Below are 24,083 nucleotides of genomic sequence, written 5' to 3'. Positions count from 1 at the left end.
AACGCCGATAAGCCCTGCCGCCTGGCGCGCATCGAGCGGGCACGATCGCTCAGACTCCGACGAGCCTCCAGAACCTGTCGACCGGAGCTTGGAGGAGGAGCAGGAACAGCGCGAAATACGAGACGCCTGGGAGGACCGCGACCACGGCGAGGGCCAGAGCGAGCAGGGCCAAGTTGGACAGCGAGCCCCGGACCGACTCGATCGTCGGCGGATCGGATTCCAGCGCGACATTCGGATCGCGGTAGGAGATCGCCGTCAGTGCGGTCTGGAAGGCGCCCGCGACGAGGACGTTCCCGATGTACAGCATCACGGTGAACCGGTCGTCCCCCGGATAGGAGGCGACCATCTCCGTGGGGAACGGCAGGAACACGATGGCCAGCAGCCAACCCGCGTTCACCAGCATCAGCGCCCGGGTGTAGCCGCCGATGTGCTCGAAGACCCGGTGATGCACGAACCACAACCGGATGATCACCACGAAGCTGAGCACGAAGCTCCAGATCTGCGTCCGGTGCTCGGTGACGACCTCGACCGACCGCCGGTGCGCGCCCACCGCCTCCGGCACCACGTCGACCAGCGGCAGCACGAGCAGCGTCACGGCGATCGCCACGACCGCGTCAGTGAACAGAATGAGCCGATCGGGATCCCGAGACACCGCCCGTGACATACCAGGACCCTACAGCCGCGGCCGCGGCCGCGTCCCGGCCCGGGATTGACCGGCCCGGCGCCGGTCCCCGCGTCAGCCGACCAGCAGGACCAGCTTGCCGCGCACGTGGCGGCCCTCTCCGGCACGGTGCGCCTCCGCGACCTCGGCGAGCGGGAAGGTCCGCGCGACCGGGAGCGCGAAGCGCCCCGCCTCGACCAGCGCGCCGATCTCACCGAGCACGTGGACCGCGCGGCCGTCGTCCCCGCGGCTGAACCGCACACCGTGCTCCCGGGCTCCGCCGAAGTCGGCGACCGTGACGACGTGCTCCGCGCCGCCCGCGAGTGCGATCAGCTCGGGCAGCACGCCGTTGCCGGCGACGTCGAGCGCCGCGTCGACGCCGTCGGGCGCCAGCGCTCGAACCCGCTCGACGAGACCTTCGCCGTAGGCGACCGGCTCGGCCCCCAGCGAGCGCAGGTACTCCTGGTTCGCCGGACCGGCGGTACCGATCACGCGCGCCGCCCGCGCCGCGGCGAGCTGGACCGCGGCGCCGCCGATGCTCCCGGAGGCGCCGTTGACGAGCAGCGTGCCGCCGCCCCCGGCGCCGAGCTGGTCGAGTGCGCGCGTGGCCGTCTCGATGGCCGCAGGCAGGGCGGCGGCACCGGAGAAGTCGAGCGACGGTGGGATCGGCGCATAGTGGGACAGCACGGCCAGCTCGGCCTGGGCCGCCCCCTCGACGCAGAACCCGAACACGCGATCGCCGACGGCGACGTCCGCCACGCCCTCGCCGAGCTCGTCGACGACCCCCGCCGCCTCGTAGCCCAGGGTCTGGGGGAGCTCCTGATCCATCAGCCCCCCGCGCTTCTTCCAGTCGCTGGCGTTCACCCCCGCCGCGCGCACTGCGACCCGCACCTCGCCGGGCCCCGGATGCGGATCGGGAAGATCCACGACCTCGAGGACCTCCGGCCCCCCGAACCGGCTGAAACGCACAGCCTTCATCACGTGCTCCCTTTCGGATCGCTCCGCTGCTCCGACCGGCTCAGCGGGCGTCGAGCCTGGTCTGGAGGCCGTCGAGGAAACGGTCGAGCCCGTAGGCGAAGTTGGTGTCGCGCACCACGCGCGGATCGGCGTCCGGGCGGGCGGCGAACTCCTCGCGCAGCCGGGGGTGCTCGTCCAGAGCCCGCTCGGCGGCGGGGCGCAGGCCTTCGGCCCACTCCTGCTCGGTCCGGCCGCTGCGGGCGAGCATCGACAGGTACGCCGCCTCGCTGATGCTCATACCGATCACGTACGCGAGCAGCCCGTTCATGGCCTGCTCCGCCTCGCCCGGCGGGAAACCGGCGGCATGGAACAGGGCGAGCTGGCGCTCGGACCGGTCGATCAGGTTGGGGCCGAGTTCGGCGAGCCCGACCTGGCCCAGCGCGGGCGCGACCCACGGGTGGCGCAGGATCATCGAGCGCAGGCTCTGGGCGCAGTGCTCCAGGGGCGCCCGCCAGCCGGCCGCGCCGGCGGGGCCGGGCACCTCCACCTCGCCGTACAGCTCGTCGACGACCAGCTCGATCAGCTCGTCCTTGTTGGCCACGTGACGGTAGAGCGACGTCGCCGCCGTCCCCAGGCGGACGGCGAGGCTGCGCATGCTGAGCGCGTCCATGCCCTCCTCGTCCAGGAGCCGGACGGATTCGGCGACGATCCGCTCGCGGCTGAGTGCGGGCTGGGCGCGCGTCGCGCGAGGGCGTGCCCACACCGAGGGGATGGGCGGCTTGTCGGCTGGCATGCCACCACCATAGGGCACATCGTTCGCTGACGCGTACGGCCAACGCTGTTGCGTACAATGATCCGCTATGCGTACAGTGTTCGCATCCTGAGTACGGCGTTCATAACGGCGAGAGGAACACCGATGCCGACGCGCAGTCCGCACCGCTGGCTGATCCTGACCGTGCTGTGCCTGAGCGCGATGGTGCTGGTCATCGACAACATGGCGCTGGCCGTGGCGATCCCGGCACTGGCCGACGATCTGGGCGCGAGCCCCCGGGACACGCAGTGGATCCTGGACTCCTACATCCTCGTGTTCGCCGGTCTGCTGCTGACCGCCGGCAGCCTCTCCGACCGCTACGGCCGGCGCCGCGTCATGGTCATCGGCCTGGGACTGTTCGGCGCGGCGTCGCTGGCCGCCGCCCTCGCCGCCGCCCCGGCCCAGCTGATCGCCGCCCGCGCGGTGATGGGCGTCGGCGGCGCGCTGGTCATGCCGAGCACCCTGTCGATCCTGGTCACCGTCTTCGACGAGGCCGAACGGCGCAGGGCCATGGCCTGCTGGAGCGCGGTCGCCATGCTCGGCCTGGTCGGCGGACCCGTGCTGGGCGGCGCCCTGATCGCCTGGTTCCACTGGGGCGCGGTCTTCCTGATCAACGTGCCGATCGCCGTCCTGGCCATCGTCGCCGCACTCGTCCTGATGCCCGAGTCCAGCGCCCCCGCGGGCAGGCCGGACCCGCTGGGCGCGGCACTGTCGATGATCGGCATGACGGCCCTGGTCTGGACGATCATCGAGCTGGGTCACGGCGCCTCCTGGCCGGCGCCGGCGGCGGCGATCCTCGCCCTGGGCGGCTTCGTGGCATGGGAGTTGCGCACGCCGCACCCGATGGTGCCGCTCGCCCTGTTCCGCCACCGCGCGTTCAGCGGCGGCAGCCTCTCGCTGACCCTGGTGCAGATCGGCAACGGCGGGCTCCTGCTCGTCCTCACCCAGTACCTGCAGTACGTCCTGGGCTTCACCCCTACCGAGGCCGGACTCGCCCTCATCCCGATGGCGGTCTCCTCGCTGATCTTCAACACCCTCGGCGCCACCGTCCTCGCCGGCATCGGGCACCGGGCGCTGACCACCGCGGGGCTGCTCGTCTCGGCCGCCGGGTTCGGAGTGATGGCCGCTCTGCAGCCCGATGGCGGGCTCGTCCAGCCGGCCCTCGGCCTGTTCCTTCTCGGCGCCGGCGGCGGCCTGGCGGTTCCCGCGGCCGTCGCCTCCCTCATGGGCACGATCCCCGCCGAGCACGCCGGTGTCGGGTCCGCCCTGAACGACACCGTCCAGCAGGCCGGCGCCGCGCTCGGCGTGGCCGTCCTCGGCAGCATCGTGTCCGGCGGCTACACCGGCGGCATGCCCGCCGGCGCCCCCACAGAGGCCGCGCGTTCCGTGGGCGGGGCGCTCGCGGTCGCCGGACGCACCGGTGACACCGCGCTCGCCGGCACCGCCCGCGAAGCGTTCACCTCCGCCATGTCCACCGCCTTCACCGTCAGCGCCGCGGGCGTGCTGGCGGCGGCCGTCCTCGCCTTCCTCGTCCTGCGCGAGCGGAGGGCGCCCGAACCCGAAGCGGCCCCCGACGGCGGCGCGGCTCAGGAACGCCTCGCCACCTCCTTCTGAGACCTCCCCCTCCATCGAAAGGAATCGATCATGTCTGAGCAGCTGGACTGGAACTCGAACGCCGACTGGAAGGCGCAGGGTGACTGGGGTATGCGCGATTCGACGGGCCGCCGCTTCGACCTGGACCACTGGCAGTCCCGGCTCGACGCGCTGCGCGCGGCCCACCACGTGCCGGGCGCATGCCTCGCGGTGGTGGTCGACGGCCGGCTGTACGAACTGGCCGGCGGGGTGCTGCACCGCGGCACCGGCGTCGAGGTGACCACCGACTCGGTGTTCCTGTCAGGCTCGATCGCCAAGGTCTACACCGCCACGCTCGTGATGCGGCTCGTGGACGAGGGGAGGCTCGACCTGGACGCGCCGGTCGTCGAGGTGCTCCCCGAGTTCGGCACCCCCGACCCGGCGGACACCAAGGCGATCACCATCCGGCGGTTGCTGTCCCACACCGGCGGGGTGACCAACGACTTCAACTTCGACGGCGGCCGGGGCGACGACTGCATCGCCAACTACGTCGAGGCCGCCCGCCGCGTCCCGCTGGACTGCCGGCCCGGCACGGCGATCTCCTACGGCGGCCTCGGCTACGTCGTCCTCGGCCGGGTCGTCGAGAAGATCACCGGAATGACCTGGGACCAGGCCCTCAAGGACCTCCTCTTCCGGCCGCTCGGCCTGGAGCACTCGATGACGCTGCCGGAAGAGGCCATGAGCCACCGCGCCGCCATGAGCCACCTGGGCGAGCCCGGCACCGACCCCGACCCCGACCCGGCCCCGGCGTGGGACCCGATGCCCCGCTCGGTCGGACCGGCCGCCCGCGTCATCGTCTCCGCGGGCGACATGGCCCGCTTCGCCCACATGCACCTGGAGAACGGCACGGCACCCGGCGGCGCCCGCGTCCTGTCCCCGCAGGCCGTGGCGGCGATGCAGCACCGGGAGGTGGACGTCCCGGACAAGTGGACCGTCAGCGCGGACGGCTGGGGCCTCGGCTGGACGCTCTACGACTGGGACGGCGTCGCCGGCTTCGGTCACGACGGCGCCGCCATCGGCCAGTACGCCTACCTGCGGGTCGTCCCGCAGGCGAACCTGGCCCTCGTGCTGATGACCAACGGCGGCGCGGCGCGCCTGCTGTACGCCGACCTGTTCCGCGAACTGCTCGCCGAACTCGCCGGCGTCACCATGCCCGTACCGTTCGCCCCGGCGGATCCGCCCCCCGCGGTGGACCTCGCCCCGCTCCTCGGCACCTACAGGCGCGAGGGCGTCGTCATCACCGTCTCCCAGGAGCCCGACGGCTCGCCCCACATGCGGTACGAGTTCGTCGACGACATGAAGGACCTGTCCCCGCCTCTGGAGATGGACCTGGAGCCGGTCACCGGCACGGTCTTCGCCGCCTCCGGCGCGGGCCCCTCCTTCAGCGAGGACTACATGCCGGTGGTGTTCTCCACCCTCGGCGACGGCAGCCGGGTCTGCTACGTCGGCATGCGGGCCACCCCCAAGATCGCGTAGGGGTGGACGGCCGCCGGGACGAGGCCCCCGGCGGCCGGCCGCGTGGGTCAGGCGAGCAGGCGTTGGACGAAGAAGACGACCAGGGAGGCCAGGATCCCGGTCACGTACTGCAGGAGGGTGGCGGTCTTGACCGGGAGGCGGCGCAGCGCCCGGAAGTGGGTGTAGGCCTGGAAGGCGCCGCCCAGGTCTTCGGAGAGCAGGAGATGTCCGGGCGGGCGGTGCGTCTGCGCCATCAGCGGGTCCACGATCGTGTCGATATGGCGCCGGACCAGGTGAGCGAGCGTGACGTAGGGCTGGATGCCGACGTACAGGGCCGTGACGACCGCAAGCACGGGAAAGCCCACGAAGAACGCCTGCATCAGCGGGCCCGGACGATCGCCGGCGACGGCCACGGTCGAGAGTTCGGCGATGAGGACACCCACTCCCGCGCTGAACGCGACCCGCCCGTAGACGCGGCACAGCTGGACGATGGCGGGCGTGTGCGCGGGGTCCATCCAAGCCATCTGCAAGTCCATGCACCGGTGCAGGCGCAGCGGCACTTCGGCGAGCGTGTAGAGCCAGTAGAGGACACCGCCTCCGATGAATCCCGTCCAGCCGGAGCACACGTAGATCCACACGCTGACCGAGACCGAATCGGCCTGCTGGTGCGACATCGCGTAGACCATGAGCGCGGAAAGGCCCGTCCCGGCGATCCCCGCCGCCAGTTGCGGCACCGGACGGCAGCGCCCGTGGAGCCAGCCGAGGAACTCCCTTCGCTCCGCCGACACGGCCAGCAGGTCGGACACGCACTCGGCCAGGACCGCCGTCCAGCGCCAGGCGATCCACGAAAGGGCCAGCATCAGCACGGACGTTGCGGTCGCGGCCAGGACGAGCAGCCCACCGGTGGTCCCGCGCAGCGGGTCGTCCTCGAAGAGCCCGCCCAGGGCGAGCGCGAGAACGCACGGCCAATCGGCCATGACCAGCACCGACAGCGCCGCGGTGAGCGGCGTGATCGGGGCGGGCAGCACCCGGGCGACGGCCCTCGCCAGCAGCACCACCACGACGCGCCCGCGCCCCTGCTCGGCGAACCGCCGCAGTTCCGCCGCGGTCGCCGGATCCCGCAGCCGACGGCGGTCCACCGCACCCAGCCGGCTCAGCAGGTCGCCCCGTCCGTCGTCCGCTCGCCCCTCCGCACGCAGATCCATCGCCGCCCGCCTCGCCCGTGGCCCTCCGTGGCACCACGGTGACGAATCGTTCCAGCAAGTGCAACCCCCCGCCAAGGCCACACCTGGACCCCGCCGCTGTAACCTCAGGACATGATCGAGGCCGTGCTGTGGGACGTCGATGACACGATCTTCGATTTCACCGGCTCGGAGCGGGCCGGGCTGCTGCGCCACTTCGCGGCCGAGGGCCTGCCGTCCGACCAGGCCGCATTGGACCGCTGGCACCAGATCACCAGGCTCGGACACCGGCGCCTCGCGGCCGGCCTGGTGACCTACGAGCAGCAACGCCGCGCGAGAGTCCGCACGTTCGTCGAGCGTCCGCTCAGCGACACAGAGGCGGACGCTTGGCACGGCCGTTACGAGGCACGGTTCGAAGCGGCATGGTCGGCATTTCCCGACGTGGCGGCGGTACTGAACACGCTCCCTTACCGAAACGGCATTTTGTCCAACTCAAGCACCGTCCACCAGGAGCGCAGGATGACGGCGCTGGGCCTGCGCCACCATTTCGAAGTCCTCCTTTGCTCTGACCGACTCGGCTGCGCGAAACCCGACCCCGAGGCATTCCTGGCCGCCTGCACCGCCTTCAACCTGCCTCTCGCCCATGTCGCCTACATCGGCGACAAACTGGACGTGGACGCAGTAGGCGCACACAACGCAGGACTTCGCGCCATCTGGCTCGACCGAGCAAGAACGGCAACCCCGGCCCCCGCCGGCATACACCGGATCTCCACCCTGACCGGGCTCTCCGCGCTCCTGGCCGCCTGCTGACTCCCACCAGGCGGCCGGAACCGGAGGCCGTCGCGGTGCGATCCTCCTGGCGTCTACTTCAGTGCGAGGGGGTTGACGGGGGAGCCGACGGCGCCGGTGACCTTCAGCGGCGGTGCGACGAACAGGAACTCGTACACGCCGTCGTCGGCGCAGTCCTCGCCGAGGGCCTCCAGGTCGAAGATCTCCCCGAGCGGGATACCGACGTCGCGGAGCAGCACGCAGTGCACCGGGCTGGTGACGGCGAGGTCCTCTCCGGGCGCCACCTCGATGCCCCAGTTGTCCATGCCCAGCGCGGCGAGGTCGTGGGCGCGGATCCACCGCACGCAGCCGAGGCCGAGCCCGGGTTCGGTGCTCATCCACCCGGCGGCGTCCCGTTCGACCACGAACTTCTTCCACCATCCGGTCCGGATCAGCACGATGTCGCCCGCCCGGATCTCGGTGCCCTGCCGCTCCGCGACGGCGTCGAGGGTCTCCGGGCCGATCACGTGGCCCCCCTCCAGCCAGTCGACCTCGGCGTGCCGGGCGACGTCGAGCAGGACGCCCCGCCCGGCGATCCCGTTGCCGAGGGCGTCGATCGAACACCGCGCCGCGCCGTGCGGGCCGACCGCGTCCTCGCCGAATCCGTTGTAGAGCAGGCCGTCGTACCAGACGTGCGCGAACGCGTCCCACTGCGTCCCGGCCTGCAGCGGCATGACGACGTAGTCGTCCGACCACTTCGCGCCGCCCGGGTACTCCTGCCGCGCACCGGTCTCGGTCATCATGTGCAGCGGGTTGATCCGGCCGGGGAACGCCTGCGGGCCGTCGGCGCCGAGCGGGATGCCGAGGTCGAACACCGCGCCCCTGAGCACCGACCGCGCCGCCCGCACGATCTCCCGCGGCGTGATCAGGTTGAGGGTGCCGCGTTCGTCCTCGGCGCCCCAGCGGCCCCAGTTGCTGACCTCGGCGCCGACCCGGCGGAAGTCCTCGGAGGTCATCGTGACGCCAGATCGCGCTCGTGCACAGCGACCGCCACGGCCAGGTCCTCCCAGGCCATGCCGACGCTCTTGAACACCCTCGGTCTCCCGTCCCGCGCGATGGCCCCGCCGCGGACGAGGCCGGCCAGCTCGATCAGGTCGGTCTCCGCGATCGCCCCGTGGTCGAGCGCCTGGACCACGTCGCCGGCCTCGGTCGTGGCCACCGTCCGCGACTCGACCACGACCTGCGCGGCCTCCATGACGTCGTCGCCCAGCTCACGGGCGTCGGGGTGGTGCGAGCCGACCGCGACGACCACGGTCCGCGGGGCCAGGAGCTCCGCCGCGAACAGCGGTTCGCGGGCGCTGGTACAGCAGATCACGACGTCGGCCTCGGGCACGTCGCGTGCCGAGCCGGCGCGGGCGCGCAGGCCGTCGTCGGCGCAGCGGCGGACCAACCGCTCGGTCCGCCCGGGGTCGCGTCCGGCGATGACCACGTCACGCAGACCGTGCAGCGCGTGGAACGTCTCGATGTGCGCGCGGGCCTGCGGCCCGCTGCCGAACACGACGGCCGAGCGGATCGGCCGGGCCGCCATGTGCCGCGCCGCGAGGGCGGACACGGCCGGGGTCCGCAGCAGGGTGAGCTCCCCGCCGTCCAGCACGGCGAGCAGCCGGAGCGTACGGGAGTCCATCAGCAGGTACAGCCCGGAGATGACCGGGAGTCCCCGGGCCGGATTGCCCGGAGCCAGGCCGAGCACCTTGACGCCGATGTGGCCGGCGGCCTCCGACGGCATCAGCAGCAGTTCGCCGTGGCTCGTCGGCCGCGAGACGCGTCCCTGTTCGTCCTCCGGCCGGAGGCCGCCGAGAAGCGCCCGCTCCAGCGCGTCGACCAGGTGCCGCGCGTCGCCGAGCCGCCGCATCCTCTCGCCGTCGATCCCGTCGATCCCGTCGATCCCGTCGATGCTCATCGCCGTCCCGTCTCGTCGATCCGAACCTCGGCGCTCTCGTCCGTCGCCGTCACCGTCACCGTGCCCGTACGCGGGAGCGCGTCGAAGTCGCCGGCGGACAGGACGACGACCGGTACCTCGATCGCGTAGAGCTCGCGGGCGACGATCGCCGCGAGTGCCACGATCGCGTCCGGCCGGCGGAGCAGGATGGCCGCCGGCGCCACACCGCGCCGGATCTGCTCGGCGAGCACGGTGGAGCTCGAACTCGACCCCCGGCTTCCGTCGAAGGCCAGCACCCGGCCGGCGGCCGAGGCCCCGCGCTGCGGATGACGGACGTCGGTGATCTCGCCGGTCGCCACGTCGCTGCCGCCCCAGAACGACAGCGGCTCGTCCAGCAGGAGCAGGGGAGCGGTCGTCCGCCCCGGGCTGAGCGGTAGCCCGATCACGGCGCCGCCCAGAGCGCGGGGTCGCGGACCACGCGGCCCGCGCGTGCGGACAGCACGCACTCGGCGAGCGAGGCGAACACGACGTCGATGCCGAGGTTGGTCGGCGCGTACCACGCCCACTTCGCGGAGTTCGTCATCACCACGCGTGCCGACGCCCGCAGGACCGGAGCGATGTAGGTGCAGGTGTCCACCAGGATCCGCGCTCCGGCGCGACGGCAGACCGCGGCGTCGCCGGTGCGTTCGGCGTCGGCGAGGACGGCCCGGCTCGTCGAGATCCAGAACTCGATGCCCGCGTCGAACGGCGGCCCGCCCGCCAGCAGCGCGGCGAGCGCGCGGAACTCGGCGGCCGAGAAGTGCGGCGTGCCGACGCTGATCGCGTCGAGCCGTCCGTCCGGCGCCGTGGTGAGCTCGTCGCACGCCGCGCGCAGGTCCGCCGCGGTCACCTCGAACCGCCGCCCGGCGGCGCGGCCGCGGAAGGCGGTCGCGGTGTCGGGGGCCTCCGGCGTCAGGCCGACGGCGTGGAACAGGGCGACGCCCCCGGCAGAGGCGGCCGCGGCGCCGAGCGCCTTCAGCCGGTCCTCGTCCGCGTCGCCGGGCAGCCCGGCCAGCACGGGGACCCGGGTCCCCGACCGGCGGCCGACGAGGTGGCCGAGCGCCGCCCAGGCGACGTCCGCCTCGAACGTCCCGGCGGGCACCCCCGAGCAGTCGAACAGGTCCTGACCGGCGCGGTTCTCGTCCAGATGCAGGCCCACACGCGGGGCGAAACCGGTGACCGCGGCGCAGATGTCGGCGAAGTCGCCGTAGCGGTCGGTACGGGCGCCGAGGACCGAGTTGGCGAACACGATGGCGTTCGATTCCGCCCACGCCACGTGCCGGCCGTACGCCGGCCGCTTCGGCAGCTGGTACGGGGCGCAGGTCCACGTGGGCTCCGCGCCGAGGGCGACGTAGCCGTCCATCAGCCGCCGGGCGTCCGCCCGCTCGCCGGCGTCGCCGCGCACCACGCCCGGGTGCAGCAGGTCCAGCGAGCCGACGTTGAGCGTCGTCGGGACGGCGACCCGCGCGCCCCCGGAGATCAGCCGCTCGACCAGGTCGATCCCCACCTGCCCGTGGAAGAGGCAGCCGTCGACGTGCGCCGAGTCGACCGGGATCAGCCGGTCGGCGCCGAGCGCGCGAGCGAGCCGGACGACCACCCGCATGGCCAGCGCGGCCCCGTCGCCGTGGCGGCCCGCGAGCATCGCCCGCTGCGCGCCCGTCAGCGCCGGATCGCAGATCGCGTGCTTCATGAGACCTCGCTCAGCCGCGCGCACCCGTGCACGATCCGGCCGTCCTTGACGACGAGCCGGATCCGCGCCAGCGCGCCGATGTCGGCGGCGGGGTCGCCCTCGACCAGCACCAGGTCGGCGAGTTTGCCCACGTCCACCGTGCCGGTGTCGTGCAGCACGTCCATGTTCTCCGCCGCGTTGCGGGTGGCCGCGCGGATCACCTCGGGCGCGGTCAGCCCGTACCGGACCATGAGCTCCAGCTCGCGGACCAGATCCGTGTGCGGGTTGAACGGGGTGCCCGCGTCGGTGCCGGCCGCGATCCTGAGGCCGGACCGGACCGCCGCGACGAAGCTCTCGCGGTGCCGCTCCGCCTCGCGCTGGGCCTTCTCGTGCACCCAGGGCGGCATGCCCGCGCCGGTTCCGGCCGTCACGATCGACGCCACCGCGAGCAGCGTCGGCACGAGGTAGGTGCCCCGCGCGACGGCGAGTTCGAGCGCCTCGTCGTCGAGCCGGATGCCGTGCTCGATCGAGTCGACGCCCGCGCGCAGGGCGTTCTTGATCCCCTGGTCGCCGATGGCGTGCACGGTGATCCGCCGTCCCGCGTTGTGCGCCTCCTGCGCCGCGACCGCCAGCTCCTCCTGGACCAGCCCGATGTGGCCGGGGTCCACGCCGGCGGTCAGCACTCCGCCGGTCGCCATCGCCTTGATGAAGTGGGCGCCCGCCTTGAGCTCGGCGCGGGTCGCCGCCCGCACCCCGTCCGCTCCGTCGGCCTCGCGCCCGATGAAGTGGCCGTGTCCGCCGGTCATCGTGATCACCCGCCCCGCGGCCCTGACGCGCGGCCCCGGGACGATGCCGTCGTCGATGCCCTTGGCCAGCTCGATCACGACTCCGTCGGCGGCGCCGCAGTCGCGGACGCCGGTCACTCCGGCCCGCAGGGTCGCCGCGGCCGTCGCCGCGCTCTTCAGCGTGGCGAGCGGCAGCGAGTCGGACTCGATCTGCCGGGTGAAGTCCGGCCCGGCGTCGGCGGACAGGTGGACGTGCGAGTTGATCAGTCCGGGCAGCAGGCTGCAGCCGGCGCCGTCGACGATCGCGTGCGCCGGGAACGGCGGGGCGGACTCCGCCGGGCCGACCCACGCGATCCGCCGGCCGTCGACGACGACGGCGTGGCCGGGGCGCCCGGGCCCGTCGTGCCCGTCGATCAGGTTCACGTCCCGGATCAGGAAGGCCGCCGGGCCGGCCGGCACGGGCTCACTCACCGCGGCCGTCCTCGTCCGGGTTCTCCGCGGCCGGCCCGATGGGGTAGTGGCACGCCGCCCTGCGCGCGTGCGGCGTGAGGTCCCGGAGGATCGGCGGCTCCGCCGCGCAGCGGTCCCTGCCCCCGTGGGCCCGCGGCCCGTACCGGCATCGCGGGTGGAACACGCATCCGGACGGCGGGTTCGCCGGGTCGGCGACGTCCTCGCTCGCGAGCCCGCCGGCCGGCGTCGGCAGCGACCGGCCACTCGGATCGGGCCGGCTGTCGCGCAGCAGTTCGGTGTAGGGGTGGCCCGGACGGGAGAGGACGTCGGTCGTTCCCTGCTCGACCAGCGTGCCGAGATACAGCACGCTCAGGTCGGTGCACATGTACTGCGCGACCGCCAGGTCGTGGGTGATGAAGACGTAGGTCAGCCCGAGCCTTCTCTGCAGGTCGAGCAGCAGCTCCAGGATCTCGGCCTGCACCGAGGTGTCGAGCGAGGACGTCACCTCGTCGGCGATGATCACCCGCGGCTCGGCGGCCAGGGCGCGCGCGATGACGATGCGCTGGCGCTGGCCGCCGGAGAACTCGTGCGGCAGCCGCCGCGCGGCGGAGGCGTCGAGCGCGACCGACTCGAGCAACCCGGCGATGCGGTCCCGGTGCGCGCCGGTGCGCAGCCGCCCGCGCGGGGCGACCGCCTCGGCCAGCGCCCGCCCGACGGACATCCGGGGATCCAGCGAGGAGTAGGGGTCCTGCGGGACGAGCTGGATCTGCCGGCGGGCCGCGAAGCGCTCCCTGCGCGACAGCCGGTGGACGTCCGTCCCGTCGAGGCGGACCACGCCCCGCGCCGGGGCGATCTGCCCCACCAGCACCCGGGCCAGCGTGGACTTGCCGGAGCCGGACTCGCCCACGACGCCCATCGTGCGGCCGCGGGCGATTGCGACGCTCACGTCGTGCAGGACGTTGCGGGAGCGCACGCCGTAGCCGGCCGACACCCCCTCGGCGTCCAGCACGATGTCGCCCGGTTCGTCGGTGTGCGTCATGACCAGACCTCCGTGGCCGGTGTCTCGGCGTGGCAGGCGACGGCGTTGCCCGAGGGTGCGGCGACCAGCGGAGGAACGACATCGGCGCAGACGGGGGCCGCGAGCGAGCACCGGGGCGCGAAGGCGCAGCCCGTGCCTCGTGCCTCGGCGGACGGGGCGCGTCCGGGCAGCGGCACGAGCCGGGCGCCTTCCAGGTCGGCCGCCGCGTCGGGCGAGGCGGCCAGGAGCGCACGCGTGTAGGGGTGCCGTACGTCGCGCCGGCGAAGGTCCTCCACCGACACCTCCTCCACGACGCGCCCGGCGTACATCACGCAGACCCGGTCGCAGAGCGCGGAGACCACGCCGATGTCGTGCGAGATGAGCAGGATCGCCGTGCCGTGCGCGGTGTTGATCTGCTTCAGCAGGCGCAGCACGTCGGCCTGCACGGTGACGTCCAGGGCGGTGGTGGGCTCGTCGGCGATGATCAGTTTCGGCTCGTGCAGCATCGCCGCCGCGATCATCGCGCGCTGCCGCATGCCGCCGGAGAGCTCGTGCGGATACTGGCGCATCCGCAGCTCGGGGGAGGACACCCGCGTCTCCGTCAGCCGGGCGACCGCCAGCGCGTCGGCCTGCCGCCGGGACGTCTTCGTGTGCGCCCGCAGGACCTCGGTGAGCTGGGTGCCGATCCGCAGCGCGGGGTTGAAGCTGCTCGACGGGTCCTGGAAGACGATCCCGAGTTCGGTGGCCAGCCGCGCGGGCGGGGCCTTCGCCGGGTCGGCCAGATCGATGCCGTTCACGTCGAGGTGCTCCGCGGACCAGTCCAGCTCGCGGGGCAGCAGCCGCGCGAGGGCGAGCGCGGTCAGGCTCTTGCCGGAGCCGGACTCGCCGACGATGCCGACGATCTCGCCGGCGCCGACGGCCAGCGAAACCTCGTGGATCAGCTCCCGGCCGTCGGGCCGGCGGACCGACAGGCCCCGCACCGACGCCGCGGCGGCACGCTCCCCTCCCGTGTGGCCGGACGGGGCGGGGCGCGGCGGCGCGGCGGCGGGCGCGGGCCGCCGCGGCCGCGCCGCCCCGCGCGGGTCCAGGTGCCGGACGAGGCCGTCGCCCACGAGACCGGCGGCGAGCCCGGTGACCAGGATCGCCACGGCGGGCCCGAGGGCCTCGCCCGGATTGTCGTAGATGTTGCGTAGCCCGCTCGCCAGCAGGCTGCCCCAGTCGTAGGAGGGCGGCTGAACGCTCAGCCCGAGGAAGCTGAGCCCGGAGACCGTCAGCACGCTGGTCGCGAACCCCACCGAGATGAGCACGAGCAGCGGCGCGGCGATGTTCGGGACCACGTGCCGGGTCAGGACGCGGAACCGGCCGACGCCCAGCGAACGCGCGACCGTGACGTAGTCCCGCTCGTTCACCGACAGCGCGAGCCGGTTGGTCAGCCGCGCGAACTGCGGGCAGAACGCCAGGCCCAGCGCGCCGACCACGGACGCGCGTCCCGGCGAGAGGATCGCGGTGAAAGTCAGCGCGATGATGATCGGCGGGAACGACAGCAGCAGGTCGATGACCCGGTCGCCCACCGCGCGCACGGCCGGGCCGGCGGCCGCGATCCCCGCGCCGAGGAGCGTGCCGAGCACCGCGGCGATCGCGGTGGCGGCCAGCGCCATCTCGATCGTCAGCCGCGTCGCGACCACGGTCCGCCAGAACACGTCGCGTCCCAGGGCGTCGGTGCCCAGCCAGTGCGCGCCGGAGGGGCCCTGGCGGATGTCTGCGGTCAGCCCGTCGGCGCGTGCCCGCCACAGCATCGGCGCCACGACGGCGACCACCACGATCAGGGTGGCCAGGACGAGGCCGGCGACGAGCAGCGCCGGGAGCCGGGTGCGCCTCATGAGCGTGTCCTCGTCAGCACCCGCGGATCGAGCAGGCCCAGCGTGACGTCGACGATCAGGTTGATCAGGACGGCGACCAGCCCGAGGACGAGGATGATCCCCTGGACCTCCGGATAGTCGCGCTTGACGATCGCGCGCACGATCTCCGAGCCGATGCCGGGCATGTTGAAGACGTTCTCGGCGACGACCGTCCCCCCGAGCAGCGCGACGAGGATGAGGCCGCCGAGCGTCAGCGTGCTGGTCACGACGTTGGGCACCACGTGCCGCAGGAACAGGCGCGTGTTCGACAGCCGTTTGCTCATCGCCATCGTGATGTAGTCCTGCGACAGCACCGCCGCGGTCTCGTTGCGCACCAGGCGGGTGAGCACCGCCGCGGGCGCGATCGCGATGGACAGGGCGGGCAGGATCATCGAGGTGAACCCCGCGCCGCCCTGGACGGGCAGCCAGCGCAGGTTCAGCGCGAACACGAAGACGAGCAGGGTCCCGGCGATGTACTCCGGCATGGCGCCGAGGACCGAGGCGCCGACCCCGAACGACGACGTCGCGGCCCGGGCGCGTCCGCGCTGCTGCGCGACCCCGACCGCGGTGCCCAGCGGCAGCGCCACGATCAGCACGACGACCAGCGCGCTCGTCGCCAGCGCGACCGTGAGCGGCAGCCGCTGGGAGAGCATCGACGACACCGGCTGGCCCGTCGTGAAGGAGGTGCCGAAGTCGCCGTGCGCCAGTCCGCCGAGGTACGAGCCGAACTGCCGCCACAGGGGCTCGGTCAGCCCGAGCCGCTCGCGGACCTGCCGCACCTCCTGCTCGCCGGCGGTCAGCCCGACGATCTGCCGGGCCGGATCGCCCGGCACCAAGCGCACGATCATGAACGTCACGACGACGAGGAAGGCGAGCACGGCGGCGACGCCGCCGAGACGCCGGGCGAGGTAGCCGGCCCACGGGGAGCCGGCCACCCGCCGTGCGAGACCGCGGCTTGGCGCCGATGCGCCGGCGGCGGTCGCCGCCATCAGCCGCCCGCCTTGCCGACGCGGATCGAGGCCGGCACCGCGAAGCCGTTGACGACGCTGCCGCTGGTACCGCCCGCGAACAGGACGTGCACCGGCGCGGTGGCCAGGGGCAGGACGTCGACGTTGCGCAGCAGCGACTGCTGGAAGGTCTTCAGCGCGGCGCACTTCTTTTCGGGAGAGCCGGTCGCGGCCTGGTCGTACGCCTGCTCCGCGGCCGGGTTCCTCGTCGCGCCGAGGTTGAGCCCCTTCGGCGGCGCGTCGTGCACGAAGAACTGCCCGACCGGCAGGAAGCTCGACAGCCGGTTGCCGTAGACGAAGATCGTGACGTCCCAGTCGTTCTTGCCGCTGAACAGGTCCGACACCCACGCCTGGTTGTCGGTCGTGCGCACCGTCGCGGCGGCGCCCGCGGCCTGCAGGGCGGCCATGACCTGGTCGTTGGCGGCGCCGCCGGCCAGGATGTTCGTGCCGATGACCCGGAGCTTCACGCCCTTGAGCGCCGCGGCCGCCGCGGCCGCGTCGTGCTTGGGGACCAGGGCGTTGGAGCCGGCGTCGAAGCACTCGTAGGAGGATCGGCCGAGGCTGGAGATCAGCTCGCCGGAGCCGAAGCTCTGCACCTTGTTCAGAACGGAACGATCCAATGCCTGGGCGATGGCGAGCCGGACGTTCCGGTCGGCGGTCGGATGGCCGGCGGTCTCGTTGAAGACGACCATCGTGTCGGACTGCGGTGCCGTGCGGACGGTGATCCCGCCGGTCGACTCGAACCGGTCCCACGCGTTGGAGGTGAAGGAGGGGATCTGGAGCTCACCGGTGGAGGTCAGGTTGGCCCGGGTGTTCTCGTCGTCGACCACCTTGAGCACCAGCTTCTTCGGCGGCTCGCCCGCGGCCTGGCCCGCGTACGCCGGCCCCCACGCGTACTGGGGCCGCCGGGTCAGGGTGTAGCTGGAGCCGGTGACCTGCGACTCGGAGACGAAGGCGCCCGTGCCGGCGGACGCGGTCCGCAGGCTCGACGGGTTCTTCGTGCCGGACGGGCAGACGATGCCGGCGAACGGACCGGTCATACCGGGCACCAGGTCCGACCAGGGCTTCGCCAGCGTGATCGTCACCGAGTCGCCGGTCGACGTCGCCTTCGCCGCGTTGCCCGGGCCGATCGCCTGGCGCACGAGGGGCGCCTTGGTGGCCGGATCGAAGAGCCGGTTCAGCGACGCCTCCACCATCGCGCCGGTCAGGGAGGTGCCGTCCGAGCAGGTGACGCCGCTGCGGAGGTGGAAGGTGGCGGTCTTCGGGGTGGACTTCCATGTGTCCGACAGCCCGGGGACCAGCTTGCCCGACGGATCGAAGTGGACGAGCGTGTCGTACAGCGCCGCGAGGGCGACCGAGTCCTGGAACGTGCTCGCCTGGGTCGGGTCGTAGCTGCTGACCGGGCCGTCGAGGGTCATGGACACGACGCCGTTCGTGACGTTGGGCGGCGCCTTGCCGCCGGAGTCCGACGCCCCGCCACAACCGGCGACGAGGGCCGCGCAGACGGAGACACTCGCGACGACTGCCCGATGCCCCATTCGAATTCTCATGGTGGTCCTTCGGTGATGTGCCGGATGAGAGGTGCGGTGCCCCGGTGCGGGCGCCTGGTCGCGTTCAACAAAGTGAACTTGTGTCGGCCATGGTGACGACCCGGCTATCCGATGTCAATATGTTGAACGTACGAATCAGGCGCAGCCGGATCGGCTGCGCCAGGACGTTCCGTGAGTCAGAACGACGGCGGCGTCATTGCGCCGACGAGCACGGCGTTGCTGTCGGTGGCGTTGCGGTACCAGTGCGACAGGCTTGAGTCGTAGGTGAGCGAGTCGCCCTCGTAGAGCGTGTGCATGGTGCCCGCGACGCTCACCATGAGCTCGCCCTCGGTGATCAGGATGCACTCCTCGCCGGGGTGCTCGAACGGCGTGCTCTCGTTACTCCACCCGGCGGCGACCTGCGCCTTTATCATCCCGAGCCGGCCGTTCATGTGCGGCGTGATCAGGGTGTACTCAAGGTTCTCGTCGGCCAGCAGCAGGCGGCGGTGGGTGCCGGCGCGGACCAGCGCGCCGGCCGCGGTGTCGGCGAGGAAGAACCGGCCGACCGGCACGTCGAGCGCCTGCGCAAGCTTCACGAGCGTCGTGAACGAGGGGTTCCCCTGGCCGCGCTCGATCTGGCTCAGCAGGCCGGGACTCAGGTCGGCGGCCTGGGCCAGGGCGGCGATGCTCAGGTCGGCGGTGCGGCGCAGTTCGCGTACGAGGTTGCCCACGACGGCCATGGTCGGCGTCGGGTTGCCCGGCTGACCGGCCTCTGTCGACTCTGCGCTGCGCGGCATGGTGACAGCCTGCCCGACTCGGGCAGGTGTCGTCAATATATTGAACAACGCGGCTGGACCGGCGCCCCGGACCACTCGTCCTTGACGCTCGTCTCTACGTAAGTATAGCTTACGCCACCTAAGTGACAGTAACGATGTGGTTAACCGCCACGACACGTGGAGGGCCGTTGACCAGCGTGTTCGAAACCTCACTGAGCGGTCTGCTCACCGGCCGGGTCGCCCTGGTCACCGGTGCGGCCGGCGCCCTCGGCGAATCGATCTGCCACGCCCTCACCCGGGCGGGCGCCGAGGTCGTCGGCGTCGACCTGGTCGAGGGCGGCGCCTGCGACTTCGTCGCGGACGTGGCGACGGCCGAGGGCAACCGGCTCATGGTCGCCGAGGCCGTCCGCCGTCACGGGCACCTCGACGTGCTGGTCCTCAACGCCGGCGTGCAGTTCGTCGCGCCGATCCCCGAGTTCCCCGAGGAGCAGTGGGACCGGCTCATGGACGTGATGGCCAAGGGCCCTTTCCTGGCCATGAAGGCCGCCTGGGCGGAGCTGACCGGCCGGCCGGCGTCGCGCGTCCTGATCACGTCCTCCGTCTCCGGCATGGTGGCCGAGCCGTTCAAGGCCGCGTACGTCTCGGCCAAGCACGCGGTCAACGGCCTCACCAAGGTCGCCGCACTGGAGGGCGCGCCGCACGGACTGACCGTCAACGCGGTCGCCCCCGGCTGGATGTCGACGCCGATGGTCGAGCGCCAGCTGCCCGAGCAGATGGCCCTGCGCGGCCTCACCCGGGAGCAGGTGCTGGAGCTCCTGCTCGACCGCCAACCCGTCAAACGGCTGATCGGCACGGACGAGGTCGCCACCTTGTTCGCGCTGCTCGCCAGCGACCTGTTCTCCGCGGTGACCGGCGTCTGCCTACCGGCGGACCTCGGCACGCTCGCGTCCTGAAGCATCGCCTTACCGAAGGGACCAGTCATGTTGCGCGACAAGTACGAGCCGTGCGTCCTCACCGCCGCGGTGACCGGCGGCGACGTCCTTCCGAGCCAGAGCCCGCACATCCCGTGCGGCCCGGAGGCCATCATCGAGGAGGCCGTGAGCGCCGCCGAGGCGGGGGCCACGTGCGTCCACCTCCACGCCCGCGAGCTCGACGGCCGCCCCTCCGGCGACCCCGCCCTGTTCCGCGAGATCGTGGCCGGCGTCCGCGAGCGGTCCGACGTCGTCATCAACATCAGCACCGGCGGCACTCCGGGGATGCCCGAGGAGCAGCGCCTGGCCGGCATCCGCGCCTGCCGGCCGGAGATCGGCACGCTGAACCTCGGGACGATGAACTACGAGGGCTTCCCGGACAAGGCGCGCTGGCCGAAGGTGCGGCACGCCTGGGAGCAGGAGGTCCTGGACAAGTCCGGCGAGGGCGTGTTCACCAACACGCTCGGCACCGTCCGCCGCTTCGCGGCCGAGTTCCGCGACCTGGGCGTGACGCCGGAGCTGGAGGCCTACGACCTCGGGCACCTGTCCATGGTCCGCTTCCTGCTCGACGAGGGCACCCTTGAGGGCCCCGTGCGGATCCAGCTCGTGCTGGGCGTGCTCGGCGGCGCCGGCAACGCCCTCGACGACTTCTTCATGCTGTCCCAGGCGGCCGCCCGTATCCTCGGACCCGACGCTGCGAGCCTCAGCGTGGCCGCGACCGGTTTCCCGGGCGAGTTCCGCCATGTCGCGACCGCGCTGTCATGGGGCGCCGACTGCCGGGTGGGCCTGGAGGACAACATCCGGGTCCGTCGTGACCGGCAGGCGGAGAGCAACGCGGAACTGGTCCACGTCGCCACCGGCCTCGCCGATCTGCTGGCCAGGCCGATCGCGACGCCCGACGCGCTGCGCAGCGAGCTCGGTCCCTGGTACAAGGCCACATAGAGGAGTGGAAGCGAATTGGCTGCTCGCCCGCCGGCACATCACCACCAGAGCGGCAACAAACGCCCCGGCCACTTCGGCGGCCCGGCCGCCGAGGGCGCCCGCACCGACGAGGGGCCGGACGGTGACGCCGACGCCGTCAAGTCGCTGCTCGGCCGCAACATCAACAGCCTGCGAACCCAGCGCGGCATGGCGGTCCGCGACCTGGCCGAGCAGGCCGGTGTGTCGGCGGCGTTCATCTCGCAGGTCGAGCACGGCACGGCGTCGCCCTCGGTGCCGACGCTGGTCCGCATCGCGCAGGCGCTGCGGGCCCACATCGGCGACCTGTTCCAGGCGACGCTGTCGCGCAGCCAGATCGTCCGGCACGACGAACGCGCGGCGTACGAGTACCCGGACCGCGGCATCACCGAGGCCCAGGTCAGCTCGGACGCCAGCGGGTGCCTGGAGGTGCTGTGGGTGAAGCTCGAACCGGGCGGTGGAACCGGCCCGGAGCTGTTCGCCCACGGTGCGGACACCGAGTTCGTGTTCGTCCTGAAGGGGCAGGTCGCCATCACCGTCGGGTCGGAGGCCCACCGCCTCTCCGCCGGGGACAGCCTCACCTTCCCCGGCAAGGACGTGCACGGCAGCCAGAACCTGTCCCGCGGTTCGTCGGAACTGCTCTGGGTGCAGACCCCCGCCTCGTACTAGGAGAGGTCTCGGCGCGCACCCTTCACCCTGTCACTACGGTCGTCGGGAAACGCCAGTGAACCTTTCCGAGAAGCCGACCGGCTTCGTCACGATGCCCCAGGGCACCGTCGCGTACTGGCGCGTCGGCACGCCCGGCCGGGCCCCGGTCGTGTGCCTGCACGGCGGGCCCGGCCTGCCGCACTCCTACCTGGAGCCGCTCGCCCGGCTGGGCGCCGACCGGGAGGTGATCTTCTACGACCAGGCGGGCTGCGGGGAGTCCGGCCGGCGGTCGCCGGAGCCGTCGTGGTCGATCCCGTACTTCGTCGAGGAGCTGCGGGGGGTCGTGGCGGCCCTGGGCCTGGAGGAGTTCCATCTCTTCGGCAACTCCTGGGGCGGGTGGCTCGCGCTGGAGTACGCGCTCGCCGCGCCGCCCGCGGCGCCGGTCTCGCTCCTCCTCAACAGCTCCCCGCCGAGCGTGGCGAGCTGGATCAGCGGCGTGCGCGAGCTGCGCGCCCGGCTTCCGCAGGACGTGGTCCGGGCGATGGACGAGCACGAGCGGGCCGGCACGGTGCACTCGCGCGAGTACCGGGACGCCCTCGCCGTCTTCAACCGCCGGCACATGTGCCGGGTGCGGCCGTGGCCCGCACCGCTCAAGGCCGCGCTCGGCGGATTCGGCGACGAGGTGTACGCGGCCCTGTGGGGGACGAGCGAGTTCGGGCCGGTGACCGGCGCGCTCGCGGACTGGGACGTCACGCCGCGCCTGCCGGAGATACGCGTGCCCACCCTGGTCACCTGCGGGCGGCATGACGAGGCCGCGCCGGAGCACATGGCAGTGCTGGCGGACGGTATCGCGGGCGCCCGGTTCCGGGTCTTCGACGACAGCTCGCACATGGCGTTCCTCGAAGAGCCGGACGCCTTCATCGCCGAGCTTTCGGCGTTCCTGGCCGACGTCGAGGCGCGGCGCCGGTGAACCCTCTTTCGACAAGGACGGGACGATGAGCGAAACCAAGGTCGGCCGGATCGGCCCCAAATCGACGGCGGAGGGCCGGAACGCGGTCTGCTCCAGCGCGCATCCGCTCGTGACCGACGCGATGCTCGACATCCTGCGCGAGGGCGGCAACGCCATCGACGCGGCCATCGTCGGATGCCTGCTCAACGCGACGGTCCAGCAGGACATGACGTGCCACGCGGGCACGGTCACGATGCTGTTCTGGAACGCCGAGCAGGGCCGGTGCCACGAGCTCAACAGCATGGGCACGATCGTGCCGGGACTCGCGCCGTTCCGGCCGGTCGCCGTCTCGTCGGGGCCGTACACCGCGATCCCGGAGGGGCCGTGCGCGGTCATCCCCGGCTTCATGCCGGGGCTCAAGACGATGCACGAGCGGTTCGGGTCGCGGCCGTGGGACCGGCTCTGCGCGCCCTCGATCCACTGGGCCGAGGAGGGCCACGAGGTCGACTCCTTCGAGCACCTGGTCCTGGGGCACAGCGTCGAGCTTTACATGAACACCGCGTCCGGGCGGCGCCACTTCACCCCCGGCGGGCACCTGCCGCAGGCCGGGCAGCGGTGGCCGAAGCCGGAGCTGGCCCGGACGCTGACGAAGCTGGCCGCCGAGGGACCGGACCTGTTCATCGACGGTGAGTGGGCGCGGCTGTTCGTCGAGCGCGCGAACGAGGTCGGCTGGCCGATCGAGATGCGGCACATGCGCCAGGACGAGCCCCGGTGGGGAGACGGCCTGCGCTACCGGCACGGCGACGTCGAGGTCGTCCAGCAGGCGCCGCCGGAACGCCAGGCCGTCATGTCGGCGATGGTCCTCGGCATCCTCCACGAGCTGGGCGTCGCCGAGCTCGGGCACTACGCCGAGTCGCCCCAGTCGCTGTACTACATGGCGCACGCGCTGCGCCGGGCCGCGTACGAGACCGGGTTCATCAACGACCCGGAGGTGTTCGAGGACCCCAGCAGCGTGCTGATGTCGCGGGAGTACCACCGCGCGCTCGCCGCCGTTCTCCGGATGAGCCGCACCAAGGTGGACCTCACCGAGCACGTCCGGCTCACCTCGACGCCGGGCGCGCTGGGCGAGGCGACCGGCCGGTCGGGCGAGTCGGTCGGCAGCTGCGAGCTGAGCGTCGTCGACGCCCAGGGCAACTGGGTCCAGCTCGTCAACACGGTGCAGGGCGGAGGCGTCCCGGGCCAGGTCATCGGGGGTGTACCGATGATCGGCAGCACCATGACGAGCAGCCTCACCGCCATGCTCGGCGGCTGGCTGACCGGCGGTGGACGGATCCGCTCGGTCATCGGCAACACGCTGCTCCTGCGGGACGGCCGCCCGTGGCTCGCCCTCGGCACGCCCGGCATCCCGCACATCACGGTGCCGCAGGTCATGACGAGCATCCTCGAGAACGGCCTGGACCCGTACGCGGCGGACGACGCGCCTCGCATGCTGCCGCTCGCCGACGACTATTCGGTGACGGTCGAAAGCCGGCTGGCGCCCGAAGTCGTCGCCGAGGTCGCCCGCATGGGGATCCTGGTCCGGCCGATGGCGCCGTACCAGTATCAGATGGGCAGCTTCCACATGACCTGGCGCGACGACACGGGCGCGCTGCACGCGTCCGCCGGCCCCCGCCGCGCCGGACAGGCCGCAGGATTCTGACCGGCGGTCCGTGAGGCCGGCATGGTCAGGCCGTGCCGGTGAGGTCTTCGGTGGGGCGGGTGACGGCCCAGGCCGCTGGGGACGCATGCCCGAGGGGATGGCGTTCGAGGAGGCGGCCGGGTACCCGTCCGTCGTGGAGACCGCGCTGCGGGTCATCCGCCAGGTCGGCGTGGAGCCGGGCAGACGCTGCCGGCCAGCGGCGCGTCCGGGGGAGTGGGGTCGGCGGTGCTGCAGATCGCCCGCGCCCGCCGCATCTCGGTGATCGCCACGGCCGGGCCGGCGAA

The 24,083-nt window shown here is 72.7% G+C and carries 22 protein-coding genes; 8 read left to right on the top strand and 14 right to left on the bottom strand.

All coding sequences use genetic code 11. The features are described 5' to 3' along the window. Positions 1-49: 49 nt before the first annotated feature. The 3 genes from CHC11_RS21570 to CHC11_RS21560 form a co-directional block, all read right to left on the bottom strand. Positions 50-664 (bottom strand): TMEM175 family protein, encoded by a 615-nt coding sequence (locus CHC11_RS21570; protein ID WP_089313585.1) that lies wholly within the window; start codon positions 662-664, stop codon positions 50-52. A 72-nt stretch (positions 665-736) separates the two neighbouring features. Then, positions 737-1,639, bottom strand: coding sequence for an NADP-dependent oxidoreductase (locus tag CHC11_RS21565; protein ID WP_089313584.1), 903 nt, complete (start codon positions 1,637-1,639; stop codon positions 737-739). A gap of 40 nt (positions 1,640-1,679) precedes the next feature. Beyond that, entirely contained in the window at positions 1,680-2,411 is a 732-nt protein-coding gene (locus tag CHC11_RS21560) for a TetR/AcrR family transcriptional regulator C-terminal domain-containing protein (RefSeq protein ID WP_089313583.1), read from the bottom strand. A gap of 123 nt (positions 2,412-2,534) precedes the next feature. Between CHC11_RS21560 and CHC11_RS21555 the strand changes: the two genes are divergently transcribed. Together CHC11_RS21555 and CHC11_RS21550 are read left to right on the top strand one after the other, a co-directional pair. Continuing rightward, positions 2,535-4,043 carry an MFS transporter gene (locus tag CHC11_RS21555; RefSeq protein ID WP_089313582.1) on the top strand — a complete coding sequence of 503 codons (1,509 nt, stop codon included), beginning with the start codon at positions 2,535-2,537 and terminating at the stop codon, positions 4,041-4,043. Between the two features lie 30 nt (positions 4,044-4,073). After that, on the top strand, positions 4,074-5,537 hold the full coding sequence (locus tag CHC11_RS21550) for a serine hydrolase domain-containing protein (protein ID WP_089313581.1): 1,464 nt from the start codon (positions 4,074-4,076) through the stop codon (positions 5,535-5,537). 47 nt (positions 5,538-5,584) lie between these two features. Here CHC11_RS21550 and CHC11_RS21545 read toward each other — a convergent pair whose 3' ends face one another. Next, positions 5,585-6,721, bottom strand: coding sequence for a hypothetical protein (locus CHC11_RS21545; RefSeq protein ID WP_089313580.1), 1,137 nt, complete (start codon positions 6,719-6,721; stop codon positions 5,585-5,587). Positions 6,722-6,832: 111 nt separating this feature from the next. Between CHC11_RS21545 and CHC11_RS21540 the strand changes: the two genes are divergently transcribed. Then, entirely contained in the window at positions 6,833-7,507 is a 675-nt protein-coding gene (locus CHC11_RS21540; RefSeq protein WP_089313579.1) for an HAD family hydrolase, read from the top strand. Positions 7,508-7,560: 53 nt separating this feature from the next. Here CHC11_RS21540 and CHC11_RS21535 read toward each other — a convergent pair whose 3' ends face one another. From CHC11_RS21535 to CHC11_RS21490, 10 genes are all read right to left on the bottom strand, one after another. Beyond that, positions 7,561-8,481 (bottom strand): cyclase family protein, encoded by a 921-nt coding sequence (locus CHC11_RS21535; protein ID WP_089313578.1) that lies wholly within the window; start codon positions 8,479-8,481, stop codon positions 7,561-7,563. Then, positions 8,478-9,425 carry an ornithine cyclodeaminase family protein gene (locus CHC11_RS21530; protein WP_218826189.1) on the bottom strand — a complete coding sequence of 316 codons (948 nt, stop codon included), beginning with the start codon at positions 9,423-9,425 and terminating at the stop codon, positions 8,478-8,480. The genes CHC11_RS21535 and CHC11_RS21530 overlap by 4 nt, the downstream gene beginning before the upstream one ends. After that, positions 9,422-9,850 (bottom strand): aconitase X swivel domain-containing protein, encoded by a 429-nt coding sequence (locus CHC11_RS21525; RefSeq protein ID WP_089313577.1) that lies wholly within the window; start codon positions 9,848-9,850, stop codon positions 9,422-9,424. The genes CHC11_RS21530 and CHC11_RS21525 overlap by 4 nt, the downstream gene beginning before the upstream one ends. Beyond that, the gene (locus tag CHC11_RS21520) at positions 9,847-11,133 is read right to left on the bottom strand and encodes an aconitase X (RefSeq protein WP_089313576.1); all 1,287 of its coding nucleotides are present in this window, start codon (positions 11,131-11,133) and stop codon (positions 9,847-9,849) included. The genes CHC11_RS21525 and CHC11_RS21520 overlap by 4 nt, the downstream gene beginning before the upstream one ends. After that, on the bottom strand, positions 11,130-12,368 hold the full coding sequence (locus CHC11_RS21515; protein WP_089313575.1) for a metal-dependent hydrolase family protein: 1,239 nt from the start codon (positions 12,366-12,368) through the stop codon (positions 11,130-11,132). The genes CHC11_RS21520 and CHC11_RS21515 overlap by 4 nt, the downstream gene beginning before the upstream one ends. Beyond that, positions 12,361-13,386, bottom strand: a complete 1,026-nt coding sequence (locus CHC11_RS21510; RefSeq protein WP_089313574.1) for an oligopeptide/dipeptide ABC transporter ATP-binding protein — start codon at positions 13,384-13,386, stop codon at positions 12,361-12,363. The genes CHC11_RS21515 and CHC11_RS21510 overlap by 8 nt, the downstream gene beginning before the upstream one ends. Next, positions 13,383-15,245 carry a dipeptide/oligopeptide/nickel ABC transporter permease/ATP-binding protein gene (locus CHC11_RS21505; protein ID WP_179278933.1) on the bottom strand — a complete coding sequence of 621 codons (1,863 nt, stop codon included), beginning with the start codon at positions 15,243-15,245 and terminating at the stop codon, positions 13,383-13,385. The genes CHC11_RS21510 and CHC11_RS21505 overlap by 4 nt, the downstream gene beginning before the upstream one ends. Then, complete coding sequence (locus CHC11_RS21500; RefSeq protein WP_089313573.1) at positions 15,242-16,252, bottom strand: ABC transporter permease; 1,011 nt, start codon at positions 16,250-16,252, stop codon at positions 15,242-15,244. The genes CHC11_RS21505 and CHC11_RS21500 overlap by 4 nt, the downstream gene beginning before the upstream one ends. Then, on the bottom strand, positions 16,252-17,808 hold the full coding sequence (locus CHC11_RS21495) for an ABC transporter substrate-binding protein (RefSeq protein WP_179278932.1): 1,557 nt from the start codon (positions 17,806-17,808) through the stop codon (positions 16,252-16,254). Before CHC11_RS21495 ends, CHC11_RS21500 begins: the two co-directional genes overlap by 1 nt. Positions 17,809-17,996: 188 nt before the next feature. After that, on the bottom strand, positions 17,997-18,596 hold the full coding sequence (locus tag CHC11_RS21490) for a helix-turn-helix domain-containing protein (protein WP_089313571.1): 600 nt from the start codon (positions 18,594-18,596) through the stop codon (positions 17,997-17,999). A 176-nt stretch (positions 18,597-18,772) separates the two neighbouring features. On the opposite strand from CHC11_RS21490, the gene CHC11_RS21485 reads away from it, so the two are divergent. Genes CHC11_RS21485 through CHC11_RS21465 form a run of 5 tightly spaced genes read left to right on the top strand, consistent with a single transcriptional unit; the run spans position 18,773 to position 23,799 of the window. Next, positions 18,773-19,528, top strand: coding sequence for an SDR family oxidoreductase (locus CHC11_RS21485; protein WP_245919611.1), 756 nt, complete (start codon positions 18,773-18,775; stop codon positions 19,526-19,528). A 27-nt stretch (positions 19,529-19,555) separates the two neighbouring features. After that, complete coding sequence (locus CHC11_RS21480; RefSeq protein ID WP_245919545.1) at positions 19,556-20,488, top strand: beta-keto acid cleavage family enzyme; 933 nt, start codon at positions 19,556-19,558, stop codon at positions 20,486-20,488. A 15-nt stretch (positions 20,489-20,503) separates the two neighbouring features. After that, positions 20,504-21,172: a helix-turn-helix domain-containing protein gene (locus CHC11_RS21475; protein ID WP_089313569.1), complete on the top strand. Its 669-nt coding sequence runs from the start codon at positions 20,504-20,506 to the stop codon at positions 21,170-21,172. A 55-nt stretch (positions 21,173-21,227) separates the two neighbouring features. Then, a complete protein-coding gene (locus CHC11_RS21470) occupies positions 21,228-22,121 on the top strand; it encodes a proline iminopeptidase-family hydrolase (protein WP_089313568.1) in 894 nt (297 codons plus the stop codon). A 25-nt stretch (positions 22,122-22,146) separates the two neighbouring features. Beyond that, on the top strand, positions 22,147-23,799 hold the full coding sequence (locus CHC11_RS21465; protein ID WP_089313567.1) for a gamma-glutamyltransferase: 1,653 nt from the start codon (positions 22,147-22,149) through the stop codon (positions 23,797-23,799). Positions 23,800-24,083 lie beyond the last annotated feature (284 nt).

Origin of the sequence: Actinomadura mexicana (genome assembly GCF_900188105.1) — a bacterium.
Classification (GTDB): Bacteria; Actinomycetota; Actinomycetes; order Streptosporangiales; family Streptosporangiaceae; genus Spirillospora; species Spirillospora mexicana.
This window is presented reverse-complemented; position numbering and strand designations above follow the sequence as displayed.

Bases quoted from the DNA above. Each gene is read 5' to 3' on its own strand.
- CHC11_RS21570 (WP_089313585.1), bottom strand. From the start codon at position 664: ATGTCACGGGCGGTGTCTCGGGATCCCGATCGGCTCATTCTGTTCACT.
- CHC11_RS21565 (WP_089313584.1), bottom strand. From the start codon at position 1,639: ATGAAGGCTGTGCGTTTCAGCCGGTTCGGGGGGCCGGAGGTCCTCGAG.
- CHC11_RS21560 (WP_089313583.1), bottom strand. From the start codon at position 2,411: ATGCCAGCCGACAAGCCGCCCATCCCCTCGGTGTGGGCACGCCCTCGC.
- CHC11_RS21555 (WP_089313582.1), top strand. From the start codon at position 2,535: ATGCCGACGCGCAGTCCGCACCGCTGGCTGATCCTGACCGTGCTGTGC.
- CHC11_RS21550 (WP_089313581.1), top strand. From the start codon at position 4,074: ATGTCTGAGCAGCTGGACTGGAACTCGAACGCCGACTGGAAGGCGCAG.
- CHC11_RS21545 (WP_089313580.1), bottom strand. From the start codon at position 6,721: ATGGATCTGCGTGCGGAGGGGCGAGCGGACGACGGACGGGGCGACCTG.
- CHC11_RS21540 (WP_089313579.1), top strand. From the start codon at position 6,833: ATGATCGAGGCCGTGCTGTGGGACGTCGATGACACGATCTTCGATTTC.
- CHC11_RS21535 (WP_089313578.1), bottom strand. From the start codon at position 8,481: ATGACCTCCGAGGACTTCCGCCGGGTCGGCGCCGAGGTCAGCAACTGG.
- CHC11_RS21530 (WP_218826189.1), bottom strand. From the start codon at position 9,425: ATGAGCATCGACGGGATCGACGGGATCGACGGGATCGACGGCGAGAGG.
- CHC11_RS21520 (WP_089313576.1), bottom strand. From the start codon at position 11,133: ATGAAGCACGCGATCTGCGATCCGGCGCTGACGGGCGCGCAGCGGGCG.
- CHC11_RS21510 (WP_089313574.1), bottom strand. From the start codon at position 13,386: ATGACGCACACCGACGAACCGGGCGACATCGTGCTGGACGCCGAGGGG.
- CHC11_RS21505 (WP_179278933.1), bottom strand. From the start codon at position 15,245: ATGAGGCGCACCCGGCTCCCGGCGCTGCTCGTCGCCGGCCTCGTCCTG.
- CHC11_RS21500 (WP_089313573.1), bottom strand. From the start codon at position 16,252: ATGGCGGCGACCGCCGCCGGCGCATCGGCGCCAAGCCGCGGTCTCGCA.
- CHC11_RS21495 (WP_179278932.1), bottom strand. From the start codon at position 17,808: ATGGGGCATCGGGCAGTCGTCGCGAGTGTCTCCGTCTGCGCGGCCCTC.
- CHC11_RS21490 (WP_089313571.1), bottom strand. From the start codon at position 18,596: ATGCCGCGCAGCGCAGAGTCGACAGAGGCCGGTCAGCCGGGCAACCCG.
- CHC11_RS21480 (WP_245919545.1), top strand. From the start codon at position 19,556: ATGTTGCGCGACAAGTACGAGCCGTGCGTCCTCACCGCCGCGGTGACC.
- CHC11_RS21465 (WP_089313567.1), top strand. From the start codon at position 22,147: ATGAGCGAAACCAAGGTCGGCCGGATCGGCCCCAAATCGACGGCGGAG.